Here is a 23,922-nt window from a genome sequence, read left to right on the forward strand (position 1 = left end):
GTTTTTCTCTATGAGAGGGCAATTATGCTGACCATGCAAGGCGTCGCTTCACTTTGGTACAGGGAATTGCAGGTGGAAAAGTGCGCATTGTCATACAGAAGTTCGCGGTGCATCTTGTGTTACAGGTCATGATCGTCTAATATTAGAAATAGAACAAACGTGACTTCGAGTCATAGGGGGGAAATCAGGCATGTCTTCGTCGGATGTGGTACAACAGATCAATGATAAAGCGCTCGCTCTGCTTGAAGATGATGCGCATCAAATAGAGAAACTCATTCAAGTTCAAATGGAGAACTTGGCGACGCGTTACTGCCCTCTCTATGAGGAAGTGCTAGATACGCAAATGTATGGTTTTTCTAGACAGGTGGATTTTGCAGTTAGAGCGGGATTGGTAGAAGAGACTGTCGGACGTATGCTGGTCAGCAGATTAGAGCGGAATCTTGCTGTACTGTATGAAGCATTGAACAAAGAAGAGAAATAAGATGAATGAAATTGCTCAGTGCGTAAACGACTGAATACAAAGAAAGCTTGGGACAAGTCCCAAGCTTTTTGTTTTTTGTTGGCAAATCGAAGGAAAGGGACAGCGGTAAGCTGTTTCCATACACGAATCATGAATCAGAACGCCTATACGAGGTAAAAAGATACGCCAAGAATAATATACACAGCGAGCAGCAGCAGTCCTTCGTACCAATTTGTACGTCCATCCTGAGAAATCGACTTCGCGATAAAGACAGAGACCGCAATGGCCACCATTTCAATGGTTGTAAATACGATGTCCATCGTTTGCCCGAAGAGTGCACTGACAAACACGAGTACCGGTGCTACGAACAGAGCAATTTGCAAGCTGCTGCCAATTGCAATCTCGACAGCAGCCCCGATCTTATTCTTCATCGCCATCATTACAGCTGCGCTATGCTCTGCGGCGTTACCGACGATTGCAATAACGAATGCGCCCACGAACAGTTCGGATAAGCCGAATTGTGCGGTGAACGAATCAAGGGTGCCAACCAGCCATTCACTCACGAATGCGACCATAACCGTAGCTAGGAGCAGGAATGCGATAGACTTTGATTTTGACCAAGCTGGCTCTTCTTCTGCCTGTTCCTCGCCAACCGCTGATTCATCGGCAAGCAGGTCCTTATGGGTAATCATAGAGAACACGAGCCAGAGCAAGTAAGCAGCGATCAATACGCCAGCAACAATGAGACTGAGCGTCTTCGTGCCTTCTGCACTAATCGAATGAGTGGTGAAAAATGCGGCAGGCACGAATAAGGCAATCACAGCAAGCAGCATCAGAGAACCGTTCATGCCTGCAAGCTCGATGTTGAACCGCTGCACCTTGTATTTTAAGCCCCCTACAAATAAGCTAAGCCCCAATACAAGCAGTAAGTTGCCGATAATCGCACCAGTCAAGCTGGCCTTGACCATGTCGAACAATCCTTCCCGAACAAGGAAGATTGCGATGATGAGCTCAGCTGCATTGCCGAAGGTCGCGTTAAGGAAGCCACCGAGCCGCTGGCCTGCGTAGTGGGATACACTCTCTGTGGCCCGTCCAAGAAAGCCGGCGACGAAAATAATCGAGACTGCGGAGATGACGAATTGCAATGTCATATTCCAGTGAAGGTAATGACCTACCCCGCTAAGGACGAATGTGGTGCACAAAAGCGCAAAAAACAATCGGTTGCGCAAACCGATCACTCCTAACGTTCATAAGGTATGGGGCAAAACATCTGATATTTAATATAGCGAACTGATTTTCGTTTGTAAACTATGCCAATTGATCCATATCGTCGCTGTGAATTGAATCTGATTCGAGTTGAATTCACTGTTTGCTTTCATGTTCAAAAATCGACTACAATATAGGGGAGACAGAAAGGAGGATGACGATGGCTGAGGAACAATTGAACACGCAGGAAGGTAACATTCGGATATCCGACGATGTCGTCGCCACAATCGCTGGTCTTGCTGCGCTTGAAACTCCAGGTATTGCTGCTATGTCAGGCGGACTGTCCGAAGGCTGGGCGAAGCGATTGAGCGGCAAGAATGTACAAAAGGGTGTATCTGTAGAGGTAGGCCAAGTGGAAGCCGCTATAGATCTACGAGTGATTGTCATGTATGGCATGCCAATTCAGGAAGTGTGCCGCCAGTTGCAATTAAACGTCCGCGAAGCGGTTCAGAATATGACCGGACTAGGCGTCGTTGAAATTAATGTTAAGGTTGAGGGCGTCGCATTTAAAGATGAGGAACTGGAAGAGATCCAGCGAATCAGTAAATAGGCACTTATGCTTGCATGCACACCACGAAAAAAAAGACTACACGGACCTAAGAGGCCGGTAGTCTTTTTTGGTTGTTCGCTCGCGGGAATTCGGCAAGCTCCCAATTGGCTTCTTATCATGATTCATCCGATTCGCCTCGCGTGACACACTGAGCAATATGCCGATACTCGCCATCGTAATGAGCAGCGAGGAACCGCCATAACTGATGAGTGGAAGCGTGACACCGGTTATCGGGATCGTTCTCGTTACGCCTCCGATGTTAATGAAGGCTTGAACGGCGATAATCCCAACGATGCCAACACTAACAAGTGTCCCGTACGTATCTGGACACCGGAGAGCGATCATGATGCCGCGCCAGATGAACATCAAATAAACGATCAGGAATATGCTTGTTCCGATAAAGCCCCATTCCTCGGCGATGATAGCGAAGATGAAGTCATTATACGGGTAGGGCAGATAGAGCAGCTTCTGGATGCTCTGACCGAACCCAGCGCCAGTCCATCCGCCATGAGCGATCGCCTTCAACGATTGCAGGAGATTATAACTGGTATTCTGCGAATCGTGAAAGGGATCGAGCCAGGACTGGATGCGGGCGAATTGATATCCGTCCGTCAGCTTCCCAGGCGATAACAAAAAATGCAATCCTAGAACGACAATCACACCTGTCAGTCCTACCAACAGGCAATTCATGATGTGCTTCAGGTTGGCTCCGCCTGCAATGACGATAACACCGGCACAGAAGGCTAGAATCATGGCAGACCCAAAGTCAGGCTGCAGCATGATCAGGCCGACAACGAAGCCGACGATAATCATAACAGGAAAGAGTCCTTTTTTGAAATCTCGAAATTTCTCGCCCTTCTTGGTAATTAAGGCGGCTAGGTACAGAACAATTGATATCTTAGCCAGTTCTGTAGGCTGTATCCCGATTGAACCGACGCCAAACCAGCTGCGTGCTCCGTTCACATCCTTACCTATATACGGGACGAGCATTAGCATTATAATCGTAGCAATAAATAAAGGGATAAATAACTTTTTATACATCCTGTACGGGATATTCATTGCAATGAGCATTGCGATGAATCCAAGTCCAGCCCACATGAGCTGACGCTTGCCGAAGTAAAGTGCATCATGGTTGTATAAAGCAGAAACGGCAGCCAGACTAGAACTCGCACTATATACCATGACGACACCGAATCCAACTAGCAATAACGTAAGCACGAGCAAGGTGAAATCCGGCGTGCCTTTGGCTGGTGGAGACGGGGTATCTCGTTTCATGGGTTTATATGTTGTTCTACTCAAATGAGAACCACTACGCGCTAAGCGCTTCCTTCAATTGATGCAGGCGTTGGGTAGCAGTGTTGAGCTGTGCTTGCGGAATGGGTGTTTCATAATCCAATCCGTGCGGGAAAGACGCACGTCCCATGTAGACCGCTTCGATTGCCAGAATCGCATCTGGCTTCTCCAGCTTGCCTTCCTTCACCCGTGTGTTAATACGCAAATAATAGTCTTCGCTGCCTGTTTCCAGCTTCAAGTCGTATGTAGCACGGTAATACTCCCATTGGCCGCGAAAGAAACCGAGCTTCTCCATTGCTTCATCAAGATAAGCAAGGTCGGATTCAAGCCCGATCAGGCCAGAATTTTCGATTATCATGTACCACTTTCCTCCTTCGAGTTCTCGTCTACCTTGTAAGTACAACCATCTTTACTCTCTACCATGATAGTATGTTTCCTACGCTTGCGCAAGACACCTCTAGCAGGAGCGGATATGGCTCCATATTTCAGGCAGAATCATGCAAAGATGTCTACGAAAGAATGCATGTTATGGTACAATTATGAAAATGGAAACGTAGGGGGAGAGAAGGATGAGTGTGTCTCAGGCATCGTCCTTATGGAAGGAAGCTTTGTCAGCGCAGTTTGACCAGATGATTGCATGGCGACGTTACTTGCATCAGAATCCGGAACTGTCCTATGAAGAATCGAAGACAGCCGCATTTGTAGCGGAACAGTTGCGCTCCTTTGGAATTGAGGTTGAAACCGGCATTGGCGGCAACGGAGTGGTAGGCCGCATTCGCAATGGTGATGGTGCAGTTGTTGCCCTGCGTGCAGATATAGATGCGCTTCCGATTCAAGATGAGAAGCAGTGTGAATACCGTTCACAGGTTGCCGGCGTGATGCATGCATGTGGTCATGATGGACATACGGCTACGCTGCTGTCGGTAGCTAAGGTGCTGTCAGAGCATCGAAGCCATTGGTCAGGAGAAATACGATTGCTGTTCCAGCCTGCGGAAGAGGTAAGCCCTGGCGGCGCTCAGGCTATGATCCGTGATGGCGCGCTGGAAGGTGTAGATCGGATATACGGCGTTCATCTGTGGACACCGATCCCCACAGGCATCATAGCTACGCGTCAAGGGCCGATGATGGCGGCTGTGGATGACTTCCGCTTGACGATTGCAGGGAAGGGCGGGCATGGAGGAATGCCGCATCTGTGCACAGATGCTGTATTAATCGGAGCCTCGCTTGTGCAGCAGCTGCAATCCATCGTTAGCCGCAACGTATCGCCGCTTCAGCCTGCGGTACTATCCATTGGCTCCATACAGGCGGGTACGACCCAAAATGTGATTGCAGAACGTGCGGAATTGAAGGGGACATTACGCTCGTTTGATCCGGATGTCCGCCAGCTGCTTCGTCAGCGCTTCGAGCGTATCGTAGATCTGACTTGTGCAATGCACGAAGCTGAATATGACTTAGAATTTCGAGTTGGCTATCCGGCACTCGTGAATGACAACAGCGAAGCTGAGCGTGTCTTCCGCATTGCAGCAGAAGTGGTGGGGCAGGATTGCGTTCGGGAAGCAGAGATGATGATGCCAGCCGAAGATTTTGCCTATTACGTGAAGCAGATTCAAGGCTGCTTCGTACTTGTCGGTGCTGGAAACGAGGACTACGCTCGTTATCCACACCATCATCCGAAGTTCGACTTCGACGAGTCTGCCATGTTGCCCGCTGGTCAGATGTTGATCGGATTAGCTATGGATGCATTGGCCGAGAAGAAGTAGCCATTGGCTGCCTGTGATATAGTAGTATAGAATACGTAACAGACTCCATTGGATGAGAATAAATTTGAGCCAGCTAACCTCTTATTCAGTATTACATACGTGTTCGGCAATTACATACGTGGCTGAGCATTAGAGCGCACTATGCTGGGAGAATGGTTGATAACCTTGGATAATCTCCTCCAATTAGGGCAACCTATGCCTGAATAGGAGGATGCTGATGTCAACGGTACAAGAGGTAATGACGACAAACTGTGCATCATGTACAGTATTGGATAACATCTACGAGGCAGCCGTCAAGATGAAGCAATACGATACGGGATTTATTCCGATAGTTGACGGAGAACGACTCGTTGGGGCTGTAACGGATCGTGATTTGGTGCTTCGCGGCATTGCAGCCAAGCACCCTGGTTCCACACGGATTTCGCATATTATGACAGAAGAGATCGTTAGCATATCACCGGATACGACGATTGACGACGCAGCTGCATTGATGGCTGAAGAGCAAGTTAGACGTCTTCCTGTCGTGAAGAACGGCAAGCTCGTAGGGGTCGTGTCCATCGGCGACTTAGCGAAACGGACGCCATTTGCGGATGAAGCAGGCCAGGCGCTCAGCGAGATTTCTGAATCGCCTTACACACATTAGGCAAGACATGTAACATGTACAGTTCATCTCGTCTTCTGTTATGAGGAGGGATGGACTTTTTTGCATTTAGTGTTAAGGGCAGTTCGGGGATTCTTATATAGATAAAAATCAACAAGCGAAGGGAGGTGCGGCAAATGACGAAAGAGATGTTTACGCTCGCAGTTCAGCAGGACATGACGATACTGGTTAATGCGCAGTCCGATGGCTATTCAGTTGTACGCCGAGCTCTGTTAGGATTTGCCGAGTTGGTGAAGAATCCGCACGGGCTGCATACCTTTCGAATGACTCCAATTACGCTATGGAATGCTGCGGCAAGCGGCAAGACTGCGGAGATGGTCTGCTCGGTGCTGGATGCTCATGCAACCTACCCTGTTCCTGTTAAGGCCAAGCAAGAGATCGCGATGTGGATGGGGCGGTATGGCTTATTCGTCCTGAATGGGGAAGAAAAAGAATCCAGCATTACCTTGCATGCTAAGGATGCGAAAGTGTTAGAGCGCATGTTGTCAGATCGAGAGGTCGGCAGATTGTTCACAGGGAAGCCGCAGGATGGCTGTGTGGCTATATTAGCGAAGCATCGTGGACGCTTGAAGCGGGCACTTGCTAACGCGGGGTATCCGGTTGTGGACCGGGTTGGATTCAGAGATGGGGAGCCGCTAGATTTCCGGTTTCGAGATGAAGGGGGCTTCCGAGTACGGGATTATCAGCGGGAAGCTGTACGGGCTTTTATCGGCAGTGAAGAACGTGCTGCGGGAGATGGCGTCATTGTACTGCCATGCGGGGCGGGCAAGACAATCGTTGGGATTACGGCTATGACTGAACTGCAAAGCGAGACTTTGATTCTCACATCGAATACAACTTCAGTGAAGCAGTGGAAGCGGGAAATACTGGCGCGAACGACCCTGTTAGATGAACAGATTGGCGAATATACGGGCAGAACGAAGCAGGTACGGCCGGTAACGATATCTACCTACCAAATGATGACTTACCGTCAAGACAAGGATGGGGAGTGCCAGCATATGCACTTATTTCATGAGCGGGATTGGGGGCTTATCATTTATGACGAAGTGCATTTGCTTCCGGCTCCTGTATTTCGCACAACGGCAGATTTACAGGCAACTAGACGGCTTGGTTTGACAGCTACACTCGTCCGTGAGGATGGATGCGAACGGGATGTATTTTCCTTGATTGGTCCGAAGCGGTATGAGCTCCCTTGGAAGGAGCTGGAGCAGGATGGTTGGATTGCCGAGGTGGATTGTGTAGAGGTTCGTGTGCCCTTATCAGAGGCTGGCAGACGGCACTACCTTCAAGCCGGCGAGCGAGACAAGGCAAGAATCGCGGGAGAAAATGAATTGAAGATAGAGGCTGTAAAGCGCCTCCTTCAGCGCCATCCCGGTGTTCCAACTTTGGTTATCGGGCAATATTTGCAGCAGTTGGATCGGTTATCGCAGTCACTGAATGCCCCTGTATTGACTGGGAAGACGCCGCAAGAGGAGCGGGAGCAGTTGTATACGCAGTTCAAGCAAGGAGCGATACAAGTGTTGATTGTCTCCAAGGTTGCTAACTTTGCTGTGGATTTGCCGGATGCTACGGTAGCGATACAAGTGTCTGGAAGCTTCGGATCAAGGCAGGAGGAGGCCCAGCGGTTAGGTAGACTGCTTCGTCCCAAGGCGGATGGGAGACAAGCAAGCTTCTATTCAGTTGTGAGCGAAGATACGAAGGAGCGGGATTACGCCTTGAAGCGACAGCGGTTCCTCGTGGAACAGGGGTACCAATATGCAATTGAGCAACAGGAGGGCAGCCATGAATACGTATCAACTATGGAAGCGAACGGAACAGGATAAGGAGCATCCACGCAGCCAGCAGTGGAGAACATTCAACGATAATCCTGACCGGATTGCCGAGGCATATGCAGCACTGTCTGAGGAGCATAGAGTCTCGTACGATGTCATGCTCGATCGATCTGCTACTCTCCCTTTCGCATTGGATTCCCTGCGCAAATGGCATGGCCCTCAGGCAACAGGGGCGATGCTGCGTGCTGCTTGCGGATCGTTGTTGAAGTCAGGTCTGTTGGCAAGTGTCCGAACATCCTGGGGAGAGCGGCTTTTGTTCATTCCGAAGGACATATACGTGCATTTGCTTGCAATGCGTCTAGACGATGCGTTCTCGAAGTATGATTGCGTACCGGAAGGAGCGGAAATGGGAGATGCATTCCTGTATTCGCTTCATCCTCTCTCTGGAGGCGGTGTAATCTCGGTAGAAGCTTCCAAGGGGATGCTGACTGATTTGTTCCAAATGCTCGTATACGCCATGAATGAAGGCCTTCCGCTTACGGCTAAGGGGAACCTGCATAAGAGAGCGATCACGCGGCTTGATTCCTTGCTTCGTTTGGATGGACAAGCACTTGCATTTTGGAACATCAAAATTCCGTTTGCAGAGTCGTTGCCTATTCATGTAGCCATCGTGCTGGATATGGCTCTCCGGCTTGGGCTGCTGCGTAAAGACCCAACTAGCTATGTGGTGCAGATTGAACAGTTGAAGTGGTGGTTCAGCTTGCCTTCGCACGAAGCACTTCGAGCTATAGCCGAAGTTGTGATTGAGCACTATTTGCCTAATGAGGCGTTGGCAAGACATATTGCTTACTCCGCACTTTATTATGGAAGTTTGCGCAAGTGGAGCTCAGAAGAGAGCATTGTGAACGCTTGTCGGCATCTTGGGTGGCTCGAAGATGATGAACATACATATGAGGCGGTGCGGGAGCAGATTCGGGACTGGCTGAGAACAGCCCACTCCTTAGGGTTGTGCGATGTTGGTACGTCGGATGGATGCTGGATGTTCCGCAGCATACAACAGGAAGAAGGAGTACAACAACGCGTTCTATTCGTCCAGCCCGATTTTGAGATTATGGTGCCGCCTCACACCTCATTTCTCATTCGTTTCGAATTGGAGGTCTTTGCCGAACTGTGGAAGTCCGATCAGATGGATACGTATCGCTTGACTCGTGATTCGTTCGAGAACGGATTGGAGCATGGCCGCTCGGTTCAGTCGGTTCTGTCGTTTCTAGAGAGATGCTCGCTGACGGGAGTACCGGAGAATGTACGCGATGCAATCGAAATGTGGGGCCGTCAATACGGGAGAGTTCAGTTCGCAGAAGTCATTCTGCTTCGTTGTACAGATGCGGATACAGCCCAGGCTGTACAGTCCGCAATGGACAGCTCTGAGCCGCTCAAGAGATGGCTTATTCCCGCAGGTGCCCTCGATTATATTGTCGATCGGGAACATGTTGATGAAGTATCCAATCAGCTGACTCGCTTCGAGCTGCCGCCCTTGCAGCGCTGGGGTGGAGAAGAGCGGATGCGCATGCCATGTCTGTGGCAGGATGTGGTACGCGAACAAGAGGAACTGGAAGCAGATCATGAAGGGCCAGTTTACAGTCCATCCTCATTGCAGTATTATGAAATGGATACCGGTTCGATGGCGCAGGATGTTGATGAGAATAGCTACGACGACATTTCCAGCCAATGGACGAAGGCATTGCGGCCCTATCATACTTCAACGAAGCGTGATATGGTGATGGCGGCCATTCGGCATCAGACACAGCTTGAAGTCGAGGAAGAGGGGCGATCGCACGTGATTGTGCCGCTAACCTCGAAGGTGTCCGATGACAAGAGCTGGGCGGTAACAGCTTACGTATTGCCGTGCCTGTCGAGCGACAAGCCTGTCAACCTGTCTCCTGAGAAGTGGGACAAGGTTCGCTTGATCGTACCGGAGGGGCTGCTGTAGGGTTGGACTGCTGTATGCCCTCAATCGCAATACTTTCAAAAGAATTGAGCGTGATAACGTGCCAATAGAAGAAAAGCAAGATGTTGCCGATATGGCCGTTCTGCTCACCAATGCATATGAATTAGGCGACATGATCAACCAGTCAATAGAGGTTGCCGATTATGTGATGTGGAAAGAACGCATGGAAGGCAATGAGCAGGTTAAGCAGCTCTTACGCGAATTTGCCCGTAAGAAGGAAAGGTTTGAAGAAGCGGAGCGATTTGGTCACTTCCATCCCGATTATCATAAGGCGAAGGATGAAGTGCTCGCTGTACAGCATGAGCTGGAGTCTATAGAAGAAGTATTTCAATTCAAGCAAGCTGAGGAAGCAGTCGATAAGCTGCTGCACAACTTGTCAGAAACAATTGCTCTTGCAGTATCTGAGACGATCAAGGTGCCGAGCAATGATCCACAACCGAAAGGTGGATGTGGGAGCGGAGGTTGCAGCGGCGGCTGCAGCAGTTGTTCATAGCAGCTCGGCTAGGGGAAAGCGAGGAGAGTTATGATTCCTGAACGGACGGGGTATATCATTTGGGTAAACGATGTGAAGGCTGCGCGCAACTTGGATAAATACGGAACGCTTCACTATGTATCGAAGAAGATGCAGTATGCTGTTCTTTATGTAAATGCGGAGAAGGCAGAAGAGACGGTCAAAAATGTGAAACGCTTGAATTACGTGAAGAAGATTGAGCGCTCGTATCGAAATGAGATTAAAACGGAATACAGTAAGGATGTTCCAGACAAAACTCGTTTTTATGGTATGTAAAATCAGATTAGAGCAGAATAGCAGAACTCTCCATTCTATTTGGAGGGGGCTGCTATTTTTTTGTAATTTCCGATTTTATGTTAAAGATTTCCTAAAATGAGGGAAAAAGTTCTGTCCTGAACTTGTGAACAGTTGGCGCATCATGTAATATATTGGGTATATATACATAGATATAAAGACCTAACATGGTGGAGAGTGGTGAAGCCAATGAGAGACAAAGTAATGAATCGATGGAGCACCTATGAACCTTTCTATGTGTTGTTAGGCGATAAGAAAGTAGCCAATGTTGTCATTACGAATCATGCACGGGCTCGCTGGAATGATCGTATCGCGAAGGAAGAGGCGGATATTGAGTCTATAGCAGCGTTCATATGGGACAGCTTGAAGCAGAACCGGATCATCTCTTACTATCGCAATGAGCAGGATGTGTTCTTGATCGATGATGATTTGGTTGTGGTAGCTGAGTTCGTGGAGTCGGACACGGAGTTCGATTTGGCAGGCGATCCATTGTCTAAGATGATCATCGTTACCTTTCTTGGCAAGATGTCGGAGACGATGGAACTGCGTGATTTGAAGACATATTATTCATGGCTGCGGCATTCGCGGCGCATGACGTTGGTGAAGAATAGCCGCAAACATAGATGAATGCTTCCCCGGGTTGCATCGCATATATAATAGGCCAATCAGATCATCTGATTGGTTTTTTTGATTTGGCAACAGCATCGAGCTGAGTTGGTGCGGCAATGATATCAGTGGGAGGAGAAGTCTTATTGATCTTACGGATTTACGCTATAATAGAGCAGAAGAGTTAGGAAAGAGGGGAAAGGCGTATGGGGTTGAATTTTCATCAGCTGCATATTTTCTATAACGTCGCAACAAGAGGAAGTTTCTCGGCTGCTGCGCAAGCGCTGCATATGACCCAGCCGGCGGTAACGATGCAGATTCAGGCATTGGAAGAGTATTTCGGAACGAAGCTGCTGCACCGTTCTACGAAGAAGCTGCAATTGTCTGAGGCGGGCCATAAGCTGTTCCCTTATGCACAGCGTTGTATGGAGCTTGTTCGCGAAACAGAGGAAATAATGTCAAATTATACACTCGACTTGCATGGCAAGCTTGTGCTTGCAGCGAGTTTGACCATTGGTGAATATATGTTGCCGCCGATCCTCGGTCATTTTGCCAAGCTGCACCCGCATTTGGACATCCATATGCGTGTGATGAACAGCTCGCAAATTGTAGAGGGGATTCGCAGTCAACAGCTGCATCTCGGGCTCGTGGAAGCTCCGGTAGCGGATAATGATATTCATGTCGAGCCGATTATGGAGGATGAGCTGCTGCTGGTTGTGCCGCGGGATCACTCGCTGGCAGCGGTTAGTGAAGTGAAGCTTGAGAACGTGCTGTCTTATCCATTTGTGCTGCGGGAAATGGGATCGGGTACGCGCATTGTGATGGAGGAAGCGCTTCGCCAGCAGGGAGTTGACCCCGAGAAGCTACATGTTGTGATGGAGCTAGGAAGCACGGGAGCGGTGAAATCTGCTGTAGAGGCAGGAATTGGCGTAACGATGCTGTCGCCGTATGTTGTACGGCATGAAGAAGCGCTCGGGCTGCTGAAGACTGTTCGTATTCAGCAGGTGAGCATGAAGCGGCAATTTTATGCGGTTCATGCCCAAGCGGATCTGCTGTCGCTGCCTGCGACTGCACTGCTGACGATGCTTCGCAATCGACATGATAAGGAGCTATTACGATGAATAAGCATGAGGATGACATTCAAGTGGATGAGACGATGTTGTTTGCAAGAAAAGGAATGGGCGGTTCTAGTGTTGAGCCAGGCGGGGCGGATCTGCATACCCATACGATAGCTTCAGATGGGATGACATCGCCTGCCTATAATGTGCGGCTCGCCCATTTAGCGGGTCTGAGGGCTCTGGCGATTACCGATCATGACACGGTGCTTGGTGTGCCTGAAGCGATTGAGGCCGGCGCACAGTATGGCATTCACATCGTACCGGGGGTTGAGATCAGTACGGTGGAAGAAGGAATTGATATTCATGTGCTCGGTTATTTCTTAGATATTGAGGATGCGGGATTGCTGGAGCGGTTGGCTGATTTGAGAGCTGTGCGGGATCGCCGCAATGAAATGCTTGTAGCGAAGCTGACGGAGCTGGGAATTCCACTGACGATGGAGGAAGTGGTGTCCGAGCTTGGGCGGCCGCTGTCTCCAGGCGAGACGGTAGGACGTCCCCATATCGCGGATGCCTTGGTTCGCCGAGGCATTGTTCGTAATATGAAGGAGGCTTTCGATGAGTATTTGGGTGCTGGCGGCAAGGCTTATGTGAACCCGCCGCGCATACGGCCACAAGAGGCAGTGCGGTGGATTCATGAAGCGGGCGGTGCTGCAGTTATGGCACATCCGGGCATCTACCATCGTGATTATCTGGTCATTCAGTTGCTGGATGCGGCGCCATGGGATGGCATAGAGGTATGGCATTCGGATCATTCGGAAGAGGACGCGAAGCGTTATAGCGAGATGGCAAGTGCAAGAGACTTGCTGCAAACGGCAGGCTCTGACTTCCACGGTGCGCGCAAGGGGGATGTATTCCATGGGGCTTTGGGCGGACGTAGGGTTCATGAGCAAATGGTTCAGCAGCTTCAAGAGCGGTCAGAGCAATATCAAGCGAAGCAAAGAAGCTAAATGAAAATGAACTAAGACCTAGCAAATCGGGATACTCCTTAACAGGATCAACATGAACGAATAGAGAAGAAGACCTGCTGATTAGCAGGTCTTCTTCGTATGCGAGCGGGTTGGCCATACTGTGCAAGACTGCGGTTAGCCGCCCTGCTTCACGGTCAGGCTCATGCCCTCAATGCGTTTTGCATCAGGGGTAATGAACAACGTTTTCTGACGTTCGTAGATGACGAACCCAGGTTTGGCTCCGTTAGGCTTCCGCACATGGCGGATAAGTGTATAGTCAACAGGCACCTGGCTGGAATGCTTCGCCTGACTGAAATAAGCGGCAAGCTGGGCTGCTTCCTCTAATGTCGCATCTCCGAACTGTTCGCTGCGTATGACAACATGTGATCCAGGGATATCCTTGGTGTGCAGCCAAGTATCGTTCGGCTTGCCGAGGCGATTGGTTACATATTCATTTTGCAAATTATTTTTGCCTACGTAGATTGGAATGTCTTCCGATGACGTGTAGCAATAGATGGTTGGACGTCCATCCTTCTTCTTCCGCTTGTCCTTGCGGCCCCGGTCACGCAAGTAGCCTTGGCCAACAAGCTCCTCTCGAATTTCCTGTGCATCTTGCACCGTTGCATCCTCCAACTGCTGCATAAGCGTTTCAAAATAGCGATTTTCCTCTTTGGCAGCAGACATTTGTTCTTGGACGACGGCGATGCTGTTTTTAGCTTTATTATATTTTTTGAAATAACGCTGTGCATTGTCTGAAGGAGTGAGCAGCGGATCAAGCGGTATCGTCATGGACGCACCGTTCTCATCGTAATAATTGATGAGTGTGATATCTCTATCTCCCTTCGTAATCATATGCAGGGATGCAAATAACAGCTCACCCATAATGCGTAATCGATCCGCATCCTGTGCTTCATTGAGCGTTTCCTCTAATTTGTCGAGTTTCTTCGCATTCTTCGTATGCTCCTGTTGCAGGAAGCGGAACAAATCGCCAACACGCTGCTTAATCATGTCGCGCTCGGCCTTGTCCCCATAAAAGTGCTCCATACAGTCACTCATTGTATCGAAGTATCGAGCTTCCCCGTGAATATGGGTAATATTCAGCGCTGAAAAATACGTTTTACCGCGTTCATCTGCAAGCAGGGTAGGCTTGTACCGCTGATTAGCGACATCGTCCATTGCTTGGAGAAAGGCTTCGCTCAGGTGCTGGGCTAATGTTTCCGGTGTACGCGTCTCCTCGGTGGATTCCGTGGCGGTTGGTACAGCGTACAATCCTGTACGCCATACGATCTCATCGGCCAATCGTGGGCTCACACCCGAGAAGTGCTGGACAAGCCATTTGGACAAAAATTTGGAGTCGATGCGTTGTTCCGGTTGTTCCGCTGACTCTTCCGCCTGCTCCACAAACATGGATAGGAAGGTAGCGGGTTCCACGCTCAGCGGATCCAGTTTGTGCTGTTCAGGCGGTGCCGTATATGTGAATCCAGGCATGACGATGCGGAAGCTGCTGATGGCAGGAGTGACATGATGAATGCCGTCAATAATGGTGAATGATGACGGTTCAACAATGATAATGTTACTGTGTCTGCCTGTAAGCTCAATGATGATCTTCTTCAGTGATTCATCTCCAAGCTCATCCCGCGAACGAACGGTAATATGTACAATACGTTCCCGGCCAATCTGCTCGATCTTCTCAATAACGCCGCCCTCGCAATGTTTGCGCATGAGCATGCAGAACATTGGCGGTTCCGGCGGGTTCATGTACGAATGCTCTGTAAAATGAATGCGCGGATACGTTGGGTTGGCGGAGAGCAGCAGTTTGCGATTTTTGCCTCCCGTTCGGATATGCAGAATCAAGTCGTGTTCGGTAGGTTGATATAATTTAAGAATGCGAGCGCCTACCGTCTGTTGCAGTTCATCGACGAGGGCACGGGTTACAATTCCATCTAATGACATTATGAACTAACTCCTGTCTATCGAAATTCAATTCCTCGGCAAGCCTGCCGCAGCAAGCGGTATATCTGAGCATATGCTCTACATATACCGTGCTTCGTTCTAGTAGCGGGAACTGATCATCCTTCATTTGTGAACAAAAGCGCATATGACGGACGTCAATATGCTGTATCTCCTATCATGCCATATTTTTAATGAAAACTTAAGTGTCTCTTGGATCGTTGGGATATTTTTGGACTCGTCCGAATACCTATAGCGTAGAGGCTGTCTGCTTGGACACTTTTGCAAGGCTATCATACGGAACAATAACGGGAATGGAAAGGGGTACGAACCATGGATCAAATGAAGTGGCACCAGGCATCTTCGGAGCAATTGCTTCAAGCGCTGGGAGTCCACAGGGAAGAAGGGCTCTCTGATGAAGAAGCGGCGTCTCGCCAAACGCGTTTCGGGCATAATGAGCTGTCTGAAGGAGCGCGCATCTCGCCGATCACCTTGTTTTTAAACCAATTTAAAGATTTCATGGTACTGGTTCTTGCCGGTGCTACGCTCGTATCTGGGATACTCGGAGAGTATCTTGATGCCATAACGATTATTGCGATTATTTCACTGAATGCTGTACTCGGTTTCATTCAAGAGTTTAGAGCGGAACGATCGCTTCATGCATTAAAGCAGATGTCTGCGCCTACGGCCAATGTGCTTCGCAACAAGCAAGTGCGCAGTGTGCCCGCGAGTGAGCTTGTACCCGGGGACATCGTGCTTCTGGAGAGTGGAGATCGTGTGCCTGCCGACATCCGTTGGTTTGAGACGAACAGCTTGTATGCTGAGGAATCTGCCTTGACCGGAGAGTCGGTACCTGTTGGCAAGCATGCCAAGCCGATAGATAAGGAAGATATCCCATTAGGAGATATGAAAAATATCGGATTCATGGGCACGATGGTTACCCGCGGCTCCGGCAAAGGCGTTGTTATCCGAACAGGTATGGACACCGAGATGGGGAAAATCGCCGATCTAATCGAAAACACCGAATCGATGGATACTCCGCTGCAGCATCGGCTTGAGCAACTAGGCAAAATTCTAATTATCGTCGCCCTTCTGGTGACGGTAGTGGTTGTGGCTGCTGGTATTATGCATGGACAACCCGCGATGACGATGTTTTTGGCGGGTGTCAGCTTGGCTGTTGCTGCAATTCCCGAAGGATTGCCAGCGATCGTTACGATTGCGCTGGCCCTGGGCGTTCAGCGCATGATTAAGCGCAAGGCTATCGTTCGCAAGCTGCCGTCAGTGGAGACGTTAGGGTGCGCCTCTGTCATATGCTCGGACAAAACAGGAACACTTACGCAGAATAAGATGACGGTAACCCGCATATGGACAGGTGGTCGTTCACTTGAAGTTAGCGGGGAAGGATTTGAGCCGACTGGACAAATTACAGAACTAGGCAAGCAGTTGGATTTGAAGCACGATCAGTCTCTGCGCCGAGTGCTGCAGATCAGTGCATTGTGCAATAATGCCACCCTTATCGAATCTTATCCGACCGAACAACAAGCCGCTCCGTCTGAACGTAAAAAGGGGAAGAACGGTAAGCAAGCTGCGGGCAAAGAAAAGGAAGAGCTGAGGCCGATCTGGGACATTAAGGGTGATCCAACAGAAGGAGCACTGGTTGTACTGGCTGCGAAGTTAGGGATGACGCCGCAGTCATTGTCCGCCGTGTATGAACGCGTTGGAGAAATTTCCTTTGACTCGGATCGCAAGCGGATGTCTGTCATTGTGAAGCATCAGGGTGGTCGTCTCGCTTTGGTGAAGGGTGCGCCTGATGTGCTGCTTGAACGGTGCAGCTATGCACTGTGGGATGGCAAGGTCGTTCCATTCACGGCGACATTGAAGCAGAAGGCATTAGCAGCGAACGAAGCTATGGCGAAGCAGGCGCTCCGTGTACTGGGGCTTGCCTATCGTGAAATGAAACCCAGTGAAGATGCGGAGAATGAATCTGCAGTGGAATCCCAGCTCGTGTTCGCAGGATTAGCGGGTATGATTGATCCGCCGCGCCGCGAGGCAAGAGAAGCCATTGCTATCTGCAGACGTGCTGGAATTAAGACGGTAATGATTACGGGTGATCATCAATTGACTGCAGAAGCGATCGCCAATCAGCTCGGCATCATCCCGCGCGGCGGATTAACGATGAGCGGAGTGCAGCTTGCTATGATGGATGATGATGCGCTGGATAAGGTCGTGGACAATGCCTATGTATATGCGAGGGTTTCGCCAGAGCATAAGCTGAGAATCGTTAAGGCATTACAGCGCAGGGGTCATGTTGTGGCGATGACAGGGGACGGTGTCAATGATGCTCCTGCCATTAAGGCTGCAGATATCGGCATTGCGATGGGGAAAACAGGTACCGATGTAACCAAAGAAGCCTCGTCGCTCATCCTGAGCGATGATAATTTTGCAACGATCGTAGCGGCCATTGAGGAAGGACGCGGCATTTACGAGAATATTCGCAAATTTATACGATACTTACTAGCTTCGAACGTAGGGGAAATATTAGTCATGTTTCTTGCCATGATTCTAGGACTTCCCTTGCCGCTTGTACCGATACAAATTTTATGGGTGAATCTGGTGACTGACGGGCTGCCTGCAATGGCGCTCGGCGTCGATCAGCCTGAGAAGGATTTAATGGAGCATCGGCCGCGGTCTGCAAAGGAAAGTATCTTCTCACGGAGATTGGGTTGGAAAATTATTAGCCGAGGCATCTTGATTGGGGTTTGTACGCTAATCGCATTTTGGCTTACATGGAGTACGGATCCAGACAGTGCTGCACAGCTTACGAAAGCTCAATCCGTCGCATTTGCGACACTCGTACTAGCCCAGCTTATTCATGTGTTTGATTGCCGAAGCTCTCGTTCGATTTTCCATCGGAATTTCTTGCAGAACCGCTACTTGGTGCTGGCAGTTGCCTCCTCGGTTGTGCTTCTGCTTGGTGTGCTCTATATCGAGCCGTTGCAGCCAATATTCAAGACGGTTCCGCTCAACTTCAGAGATTGGGCGATTACATTTGTCATGGCTGGCATTCCAACCTTCTTGATGGGGATCGGATCAGTCTTGTCCGGCAAGAAGTCGGGACGGCCAAGTGGGGCGAATCCCGCCTATACCTCCAATCGAAGAGCGGCTTGAAGTTGGTAAATGTTGAAGAATATATTTATGCGAAAAGTGCAAATATTGATCCGCTAGGTTTATAGATTAACAAGCCTTTATTCGGTAAAATTTGAGTTGTTATGAATGACTCGAATGTGGTCAATAATGCAAACTGAGTTTGCCGTATGAAAGGTTGATTGCGATGAAATTTACAAAGATGCATGGACTCGGCAATGACTTCGTTATTGTTTATGGAGAGCAGGAGCTTCCAGCTAACGTATCTGAGTTGGCGGTTGCAGTCTGTAATCGCCATTTCGGTATTGGTGCTGACGGTCTTGTATATATATTGCCTTCTGAATCTGCTGATGTGAGAATGCGAATTATTAATTCGGATGGGTCAGAAGCTGAACAGTGCGGTAATGCGATTCGATGTGTCTCGACCTATGTCGTGGAGCATGGATATGTGAAGCGAGATGAGCTTACGATCGAGACTCAGGCTGGTGTGCAGCATGTTCAGATCATTCGTGAGGACGGATGCGTCCATGCTGTGCGTGTAGATATGGGAGAGCCAGTGCTTGAAGGGCTGCAGGTACCGACGGTATTTGATAAGCCTGCTGTCATTGACCAGCCAATTGAAGCAGGCGGCCACGCATTTACGTTTACGGCAGTATCTATGGGTAATCCACACTGTGTCATCTATGTGGATGATGCAGCAACGTTCGATATCCATGGATGGGGGCCGCTGTTGGAGAGTCACTCTTATTTTCCGCGGAACATCAATGTAGAGTTTGTCTCTATTCATACACGCGATCATGTCACGATGCGAGTATGGGAGCGGGGAGCAGGGGCTACTCTTGCATGTGGAACAGGCGCTTGCGCGACGCTCGTATCGAGTGTGCTTAATGGGTTGACGGACAGAGCGGCAACCGTATCGCTTGCAGGAGGAGACTTATTTATTGAATGGAATGCTGCGGATAATCATGTTTACATGACAGGGCCTGCAACATTTGTATTTGATGGAGTATGGGAGTAAGGAACTTAATAAACTGGATGAGTTGAGAACATGAGGGGTCGCTGTAGTCGATGCAGCTGGCCTCTTTTTTATGCTGTGATGTACGTATAACACAGTATTTTGGTGGAAATTCTATGAGATTTTCAAAAAAAGACGAACAAAATGGGCGATTTTACTTGATGAACCGCGGTTTCTTGATAGAATGTTTACTAAGCAAGTTACTACTATATACAGAGGATTCACCAACGATGGGAGATTGGGGTGCGAGACAGGATGAAGAACTTTCGGGAAGCACTGCACGAGCAAATCATAATTGGCGATGGTGCAATGGGGACGTATTTGTATCAACTTGGGTATCCTGTTGGTATCTCGTATGAAATACTGAATGTTACCGACCCAGATGTAATCCGCAATATCCATAAGCAGTATGTGGATGCAGGTGCGGGTCTGCTAGAGACGAATACATTCACTGCGAATCGGGAGAAGCTCTACAGACATGGCAAAGAGCATCTCGTTAAGGATATTAATAGAGCGGCTGTCCGCCTTGCCCGTGAAGCAGCAGGAAATCAAGCTTATGTGATAGGTGCGCTGGGTTCTATTCGAGCAGGTAAACGTGAGAATGTTCATACCAACCAAGTCATTCGAGATTATCATGAACAGATGTCGGCCATGCTGGAAGAAGGCGTTGACGGCATTATGTTTGAGACCTTCTACGATCTGGAAGAAATGCGTCTTGCCTTGCAAGTGGTGCGTGAACTGGATCAAGATGTTCCTGTAATCTGTCAATTCGCCGTGGAGGAATCTCGGAGAACGAAGGATGGCAAGAGCTTGCTGGAAGCATTCCGCGTCTTGCGTGACGATGGAGCGGATGTAGTAGGATTGAACTGCCATATGGGTCCGAATGGCGTGCTGCGTGCGCTTGAGGGTGTTCAAGGGCGTATCGACCTGCCGTTGTCTGCATTCCCCAATGCAGGTCTGCCTGATTATGTCGATGGACGCTACAACTTCGTTGCATCCGCAGAATATATGGCGCAAAGCGCGGTTAAATTCGTGCAGATGGGTGCTCGGATTGTCGGCGGCTGCTGCGGAACGACACCTGAACATGTTGCGGCGATCGTAGAAGCACTCCGGGATGTAGAAGTTCCTGAGCTCCCTGTGCAGCCTGTGGAAAGCATCATTATTGAAGAGGAATCAGAATCTATGCTTTGGCATGACGGTGCTGCTTGCTATGACGGCTGTGATCATGGACACGATGCTGAGGAATCAATAGTCGATATGGTGCGATCACGTCATACAGTCATCGTAGAGCTGGATCCGCCTCGTGATCTGGATGTATCGAAGTTCATGAAGGGTGCGCAGGTATTGAAGGAGGCGGGGGTTGACGCCCTGACGTTGGCAGATAATTCGCTTGCCGTTACCAGAATGAGCAACTTGGCTCTTGGTTACATGGCACTTGATAAAGTCGGCATTCGCCCGCTTGTCCATATTGCATGCCGAGATCGCAATCTGATAGGAACTCAGTCCCACATGATGGGCCTTCATGCACTTGGCATTGACCATGTGCTCGCTGTAACGGGAGATCCGGCCCGATTCGGTGATCTTCCTGACTCGAGCTCGGTATACGACATGACCTCTTTCGAGATCATTCGGATGATTAAGCAGTTGAATAGTGGTCTCGCATTCTCAGGCAAGCCGCTCAAGCAGAAGGCGAAGTTCGTCGTTGGCGGCGCATTTAATCCGAATGTGAAGCATCTGGATAAAGCGATTGCGCGTTTGGAACGGAAAATCGAGGCCGGTGCGGATTACATTATGACGCAGCCCGTCTATGATAAAGAGTTAATTGTACGGATAGCAGAAGGTACGAAACATCTTAATGTACCAGTCTTTATCGGGATTATGCCGCTTGCGAGCGGACGCAATGCTGAATATCTCCACAATGAGGTACCCGGTATCGAACTGTCCGATGAAGTACGTAGTAGAATGAACGGATTAGAAGGGGAAGCTGGGCGCAAGGAAGGGGTCGCCATCGCGAAGGAACTGCTGGATGTCGCGCTTACCCATTTTAAGGGCATCTACTTCATGACGCCGTTCATGTTCTATGAAATGACAGCCGAATTGACCCAGTATGTATGGGAAAAAGCGGAACGCCAGGCAGACCCCTTGTATCGTCTGACATAATCAATTAAAATAGGGTAATGGATGTGGTGCCCGTGGTCTATAGTATGACTGGTTACGGTCAGTCTACCCGCGAGATTGGCGGGTACAAGATAACGATTGAAGCGAAGTCTGTTAACCATCGTTACTGCGAAGCTGTGCTTCGCTTGCCGAGAGAATGGACATGCTATGAGGATCGTCTTCGGCGCATCGTTCAGCAGAAGGTTAGTCGCGGCCGAATCGATGTGTTTATGAATAAGGAGCGGAACGGCGAGGTCAAGTCGGTTGTGGAATTGAATCGGCAAACGCTCGAAGCGTATCTTCAAGCTTCTGCGAAAGTTCAAAGTGAGTATGGTGTAGCGGGAGATTTGTCGGTTACCGACTTGCTCTCGCTTCCTGATTTGTTCACGGTTAGAGAGTTAACCTCTTGGTCGGAGGAGGAGCTTGCTGCTTCTCTGGAATCGGGATTGCTGGAAGCAATGGATGGATTGTGCAGGATGCGCGCCATGGAAGGCAGCCACCTCAACCGAGATTTGGCGGAACGACTGAGCCGGTTGGAATTGCTCCATTCGGAACTCACAGAATGGGCTCCGGTCGTTGTGACCGATTATCGAGCGAAACTGAATCAACGTATCGAACAACTGTTGGATGCCAGTTTTCCAATGGACGAGCATAAGCTTGCACTGGAAGTGGCACTGTTTGCGGAACGCTCCAACATTGATGAAGAACTGACGCGGCTGAAGAGCCATTTCGAACAGTTCAGACGACTGCTCGAAAGTAATGAAGCGATAGGACGCAAGCTTGATTTTCTTGTACAAGAAATGAACCGCGAAACGAACACCATCGGCTCCAAGGCGAATCATTTGGAAATAACGAACCGCGTCGTTGAAATGAAAGCGGAGCTGGAGAAAATTCGCGAACAAGCAGCGAATATTGAATAAATTGTGGAGCGCTCGAAAGTAGAGGGAGGACCTGTAATGGCGATTAAGCTAATCAATATCGGATTTGGTAATATCGTATCTGCCAACCGGATCATTTCGATTGTGAGCCCGGAATCGGCTCCAATTAAACGAATCATTCAAGAGGCTCGAGACCGTCATATGCTGATTGACGCTACATACGGCCGACGCACGCGTGCCGTAATTATTACGGACAGCGACCATGTCATTTTGTCCGCTGTGCAGCCTGAAACGGTAGCTCACCGTCTATCTACAAAGGATGACGACAACGACGAATAAGATGGAGACGAAGATGAAGAAGGGGTTATTGATTGTGCTGTCCGGCCCATCTGGCGTCGGTAAGGGCACAGTATGCAAAGCTTTACTGAAGAAAACCAACGATCTTACTTATTCCGTGTCTGCAACGACACGCGAGCCGCGTGCCGGCGAAGTAGACGGTGTGAATTATTTCTTCAAATCACGCGAGGAATTCATGCAGATGATCGAGGAAGATCGTTTGCTTGAATATGCGGAATACGTAGGTAACTATTACGGAACACCATGTGACTTCGTTGAACAGACGTTGGCTGAAGGCCGTGATGTTATTTTGGAAATCGAAGTGCAGGGTGCAATGAAGGTGAAGGAGAAATTCCCGAACGGAATTTTCATCTTCTTGCTCCCGCCGTCGCTCGACGAGCTGAAGGATCGCATTCGTGGTCGCGGTACAGAGCAGGAGCACGTAATCGATTCCCGGATGAATGTAGCCGTTGAAGAGATTGCGTTAATGGAGAACTATGATTACGCGGTCGTTAACGACGAGATTGATCTTGCGTGCAAGCGTATAGAGAGCATCATCATTGCCGAACATTGTAAGATTGGGTCTCAAGAATAAGCTGCAGCAAGGCGCACTTTCATTGGAAGTGTGCCTTGTCACGGTTGTTAGAAGAGAGCGGCTTCTACAACGTAGATAAACGGCATATATTGTCTGCTGGGCGTCTGCGTCAGAAGCGAGGATACGAAAAAAGGAGTGCTGAACCATGCTTTATCCTTCCATTGATGAATTGATGAAAAAGGTTGACAGTAAATATTCTTTGGTAGTTGCAGCTTCACGCCGTGCGCGCCAATTGCGTGAGGGCGGTCGTACGGAATTGAAAAACCCAAAATCCCATAAACAAGTGGGCGTGGCTTTGGAAGAAATTTATGGCGATTACATTCACACAGAGCAAGACCACAGTCAGCTTCAACCAGGTGAATAAACACAACTGCAAATGCGAGCTGGAAGGCTCTTGGTCAGAGAATGAGGCACGAGTTGACCAGTGGCGCATAGCAGGACGGAAGTTCATACAAGTTTGAAAAAGGATAACAACCGCAAGGTTGTTATTTTTTTCAAGAAGAAGGAACAAGGAAGTACTGTAATAGCAATAATTCCTAAAAAATGATACGTTCGGCGGCATATTGGGCCGATTAATCGCCATGCAGTATGGTCATGAATC

Annotated in this window: 22 protein-coding genes; 18 read left to right on the forward strand and 4 right to left on the reverse strand. The window is 49.3% G+C overall.

The window, feature by feature from the left end:
• The first annotated feature begins 190 nt into the window (after nt 1–190).
• Nucleotides 191–481, forward strand: coding sequence for an Fpa/YlaN family protein (locus BBG47_RS01680; protein WP_065290268.1), 291 nt, complete (start codon nt 191–193; stop codon nt 479–481).
• A gap of 143 nt (nt 482–624) precedes the next feature.
• Here the strand turns inward: BBG47_RS01680 and cax are convergent, their stop codons facing one another.
• The gene (gene cax / locus BBG47_RS01685) at nt 625–1,689 is read right to left on the reverse strand and encodes a calcium/proton exchanger (RefSeq protein ID WP_065290269.1); all 1,065 of its coding nucleotides are present in this window, start codon (nt 1,687–1,689) and stop codon (nt 625–627) included.
• Between the two features lie 197 nt (nt 1,690–1,886).
• Between cax and BBG47_RS01690 the strand changes: the two genes are divergently transcribed.
• Nucleotides 1,887–2,276, forward strand: coding sequence for an Asp23/Gls24 family envelope stress response protein (locus BBG47_RS01690; RefSeq protein WP_021256675.1), 390 nt, complete (start codon nt 1,887–1,889; stop codon nt 2,274–2,276).
• Between the two features lie 36 nt (nt 2,277–2,312).
• On the opposite strand, the gene ftsW is transcribed toward BBG47_RS01690, so the two are convergent.
• Both ftsW and BBG47_RS01700 read right to left on the reverse strand, forming a co-directional pair.
• Nucleotides 2,313–3,551, reverse strand: a complete 1,239-nt coding sequence (ftsW, locus tag BBG47_RS01695; protein ID WP_065290270.1) for a putative lipid II flippase FtsW — start codon at nt 3,549–3,551, stop codon at nt 2,313–2,315.
• A gap of 34 nt (nt 3,552–3,585) precedes the next feature.
• Nucleotides 3,586–3,927 (reverse strand): YugN family protein, encoded by a 342-nt coding sequence (locus BBG47_RS01700; RefSeq protein WP_065290271.1) that lies wholly within the window; start codon nt 3,925–3,927, stop codon nt 3,586–3,588.
• A gap of 211 nt (nt 3,928–4,138) precedes the next feature.
• Here BBG47_RS01700 and BBG47_RS01705 point away from each other — a divergent pair, with 211 nt between their 5' ends.
• From BBG47_RS01705 to BBG47_RS01745, 9 genes are all read left to right on the forward strand, one after another.
• Complete coding sequence (locus tag BBG47_RS01705) at nt 4,139–5,329, forward strand: M20 metallopeptidase family protein (RefSeq protein ID WP_065290272.1); 1,191 nt, start codon at nt 4,139–4,141, stop codon at nt 5,327–5,329.
• A gap of 217 nt (nt 5,330–5,546) precedes the next feature.
• The gene (locus BBG47_RS01710) at nt 5,547–5,972 is read left to right on the forward strand and encodes a CBS domain-containing protein (RefSeq protein WP_021256671.1); all 426 of its coding nucleotides are present in this window, start codon (nt 5,547–5,549) and stop codon (nt 5,970–5,972) included.
• 134 nt (nt 5,973–6,106) lie between these two features.
• A complete protein-coding gene (locus tag BBG47_RS01715; RefSeq protein ID WP_065290273.1) occupies nt 6,107–7,813 on the forward strand; it encodes a DNA repair helicase XPB in 1,707 nt (568 codons plus the stop codon).
• Complete coding sequence (locus BBG47_RS01720; RefSeq protein ID WP_065290274.1) at nt 7,773–9,752, forward strand: helicase-associated domain-containing protein; 1,980 nt, start codon at nt 7,773–7,775, stop codon at nt 9,750–9,752. The genes BBG47_RS01715 and BBG47_RS01720 overlap by 41 nt, the downstream gene beginning before the upstream one ends.
• Nucleotides 9,753–9,843: 91 nt before the next feature.
• Entirely contained in the window at nt 9,844–10,263 is a 420-nt protein-coding gene (locus BBG47_RS01725) for a YlbF/YmcA family competence regulator (RefSeq protein WP_065290334.1), read from the forward strand.
• A gap of 30 nt (nt 10,264–10,293) precedes the next feature.
• On the forward strand, nt 10,294–10,557 hold the full coding sequence (locus tag BBG47_RS01730; RefSeq protein WP_021256667.1) for a YlbG family protein: 264 nt from the start codon (nt 10,294–10,296) through the stop codon (nt 10,555–10,557).
• Between the two features lie 207 nt (nt 10,558–10,764).
• Nucleotides 10,765–11,202, forward strand: a complete 438-nt coding sequence (locus BBG47_RS01735) for a hypothetical protein (protein WP_021256666.1) — start codon at nt 10,765–10,767, stop codon at nt 11,200–11,202.
• 185 nt (nt 11,203–11,387) lie between these two features.
• Nucleotides 11,388–12,302, forward strand: coding sequence for a selenium metabolism-associated LysR family transcriptional regulator (locus BBG47_RS01740; RefSeq protein ID WP_065290275.1), 915 nt, complete (start codon nt 11,388–11,390; stop codon nt 12,300–12,302).
• A complete protein-coding gene (locus tag BBG47_RS01745; protein WP_094183115.1) occupies nt 12,299–13,246 on the forward strand; it encodes a PHP domain-containing protein in 948 nt (315 codons plus the stop codon). The genes BBG47_RS01740 and BBG47_RS01745 overlap by 4 nt, the downstream gene beginning before the upstream one ends.
• A 135-nt stretch (nt 13,247–13,381) precedes the next feature.
• Here BBG47_RS01745 and BBG47_RS01750 read toward each other — a convergent pair whose 3' ends face one another.
• Nucleotides 13,382–15,199, reverse strand: a complete 1,818-nt coding sequence (locus BBG47_RS01750; RefSeq protein ID WP_065290277.1) for an Rqc2 family fibronectin-binding protein — start codon at nt 15,197–15,199, stop codon at nt 13,382–13,384.
• 330 nt (nt 15,200–15,529) lie between these two features.
• On the opposite strand from BBG47_RS01750, the gene BBG47_RS01755 reads away from it, so the two are divergent.
• The 7 genes from BBG47_RS01755 to rpoZ all read left to right on the forward strand — a co-directional run bounded on the left by BBG47_RS01755 (nt 15,530) and on the right by rpoZ (nt 23,685).
• A complete protein-coding gene (locus BBG47_RS01755; protein WP_065290278.1) occupies nt 15,530–18,364 on the forward strand; it encodes a cation-translocating P-type ATPase in 2,835 nt (944 codons plus the stop codon).
• Nucleotides 18,365–18,527: 163 nt separating this feature from the next.
• Nucleotides 18,528–19,358 (forward strand): diaminopimelate epimerase, encoded by an 831-nt coding sequence (gene dapF / locus BBG47_RS01760; protein WP_065290279.1) that lies wholly within the window; start codon nt 18,528–18,530, stop codon nt 19,356–19,358.
• A 252-nt stretch (nt 19,359–19,610) separates the two neighbouring features.
• Complete coding sequence (locus tag BBG47_RS01765) at nt 19,611–21,515, forward strand: bifunctional homocysteine S-methyltransferase/methylenetetrahydrofolate reductase (RefSeq protein ID WP_065290280.1); 1,905 nt, start codon at nt 19,611–19,613, stop codon at nt 21,513–21,515.
• Between the two features lie 32 nt (nt 21,516–21,547).
• Nucleotides 21,548–22,432, forward strand: a complete 885-nt coding sequence (locus BBG47_RS01770; protein ID WP_028531238.1) for a YicC/YloC family endoribonuclease — start codon at nt 21,548–21,550, stop codon at nt 22,430–22,432.
• A gap of 36 nt (nt 22,433–22,468) precedes the next feature.
• Nucleotides 22,469–22,729: an extracellular matrix/biofilm regulator RemA gene (gene remA / locus BBG47_RS01775; RefSeq protein WP_005548256.1), complete on the forward strand. Its 261-nt coding sequence runs from the start codon at nt 22,469–22,471 to the stop codon at nt 22,727–22,729.
• A 13-nt stretch (nt 22,730–22,742) separates the two neighbouring features.
• On the forward strand, nt 22,743–23,321 hold the full coding sequence (gene gmk / locus BBG47_RS01780; RefSeq protein WP_065290335.1) for a guanylate kinase: 579 nt from the start codon (nt 22,743–22,745) through the stop codon (nt 23,319–23,321).
• Between the two features lie 145 nt (nt 23,322–23,466).
• On the forward strand, nt 23,467–23,685 hold the full coding sequence (gene rpoZ / locus BBG47_RS01785) for a DNA-directed RNA polymerase subunit omega (protein ID WP_065290281.1): 219 nt from the start codon (nt 23,467–23,469) through the stop codon (nt 23,683–23,685).
• The last annotated feature ends 237 nt before the right edge of the window (nt 23,686–23,922 follow it).

The organism is Paenibacillus sp. KS1 (genome assembly GCF_001680695.1).
In the GTDB taxonomy this organism is placed as follows: domain Bacteria; phylum Bacillota; class Bacilli; order Paenibacillales; family Paenibacillaceae; genus Paenibacillus_B; species Paenibacillus_B suaedae.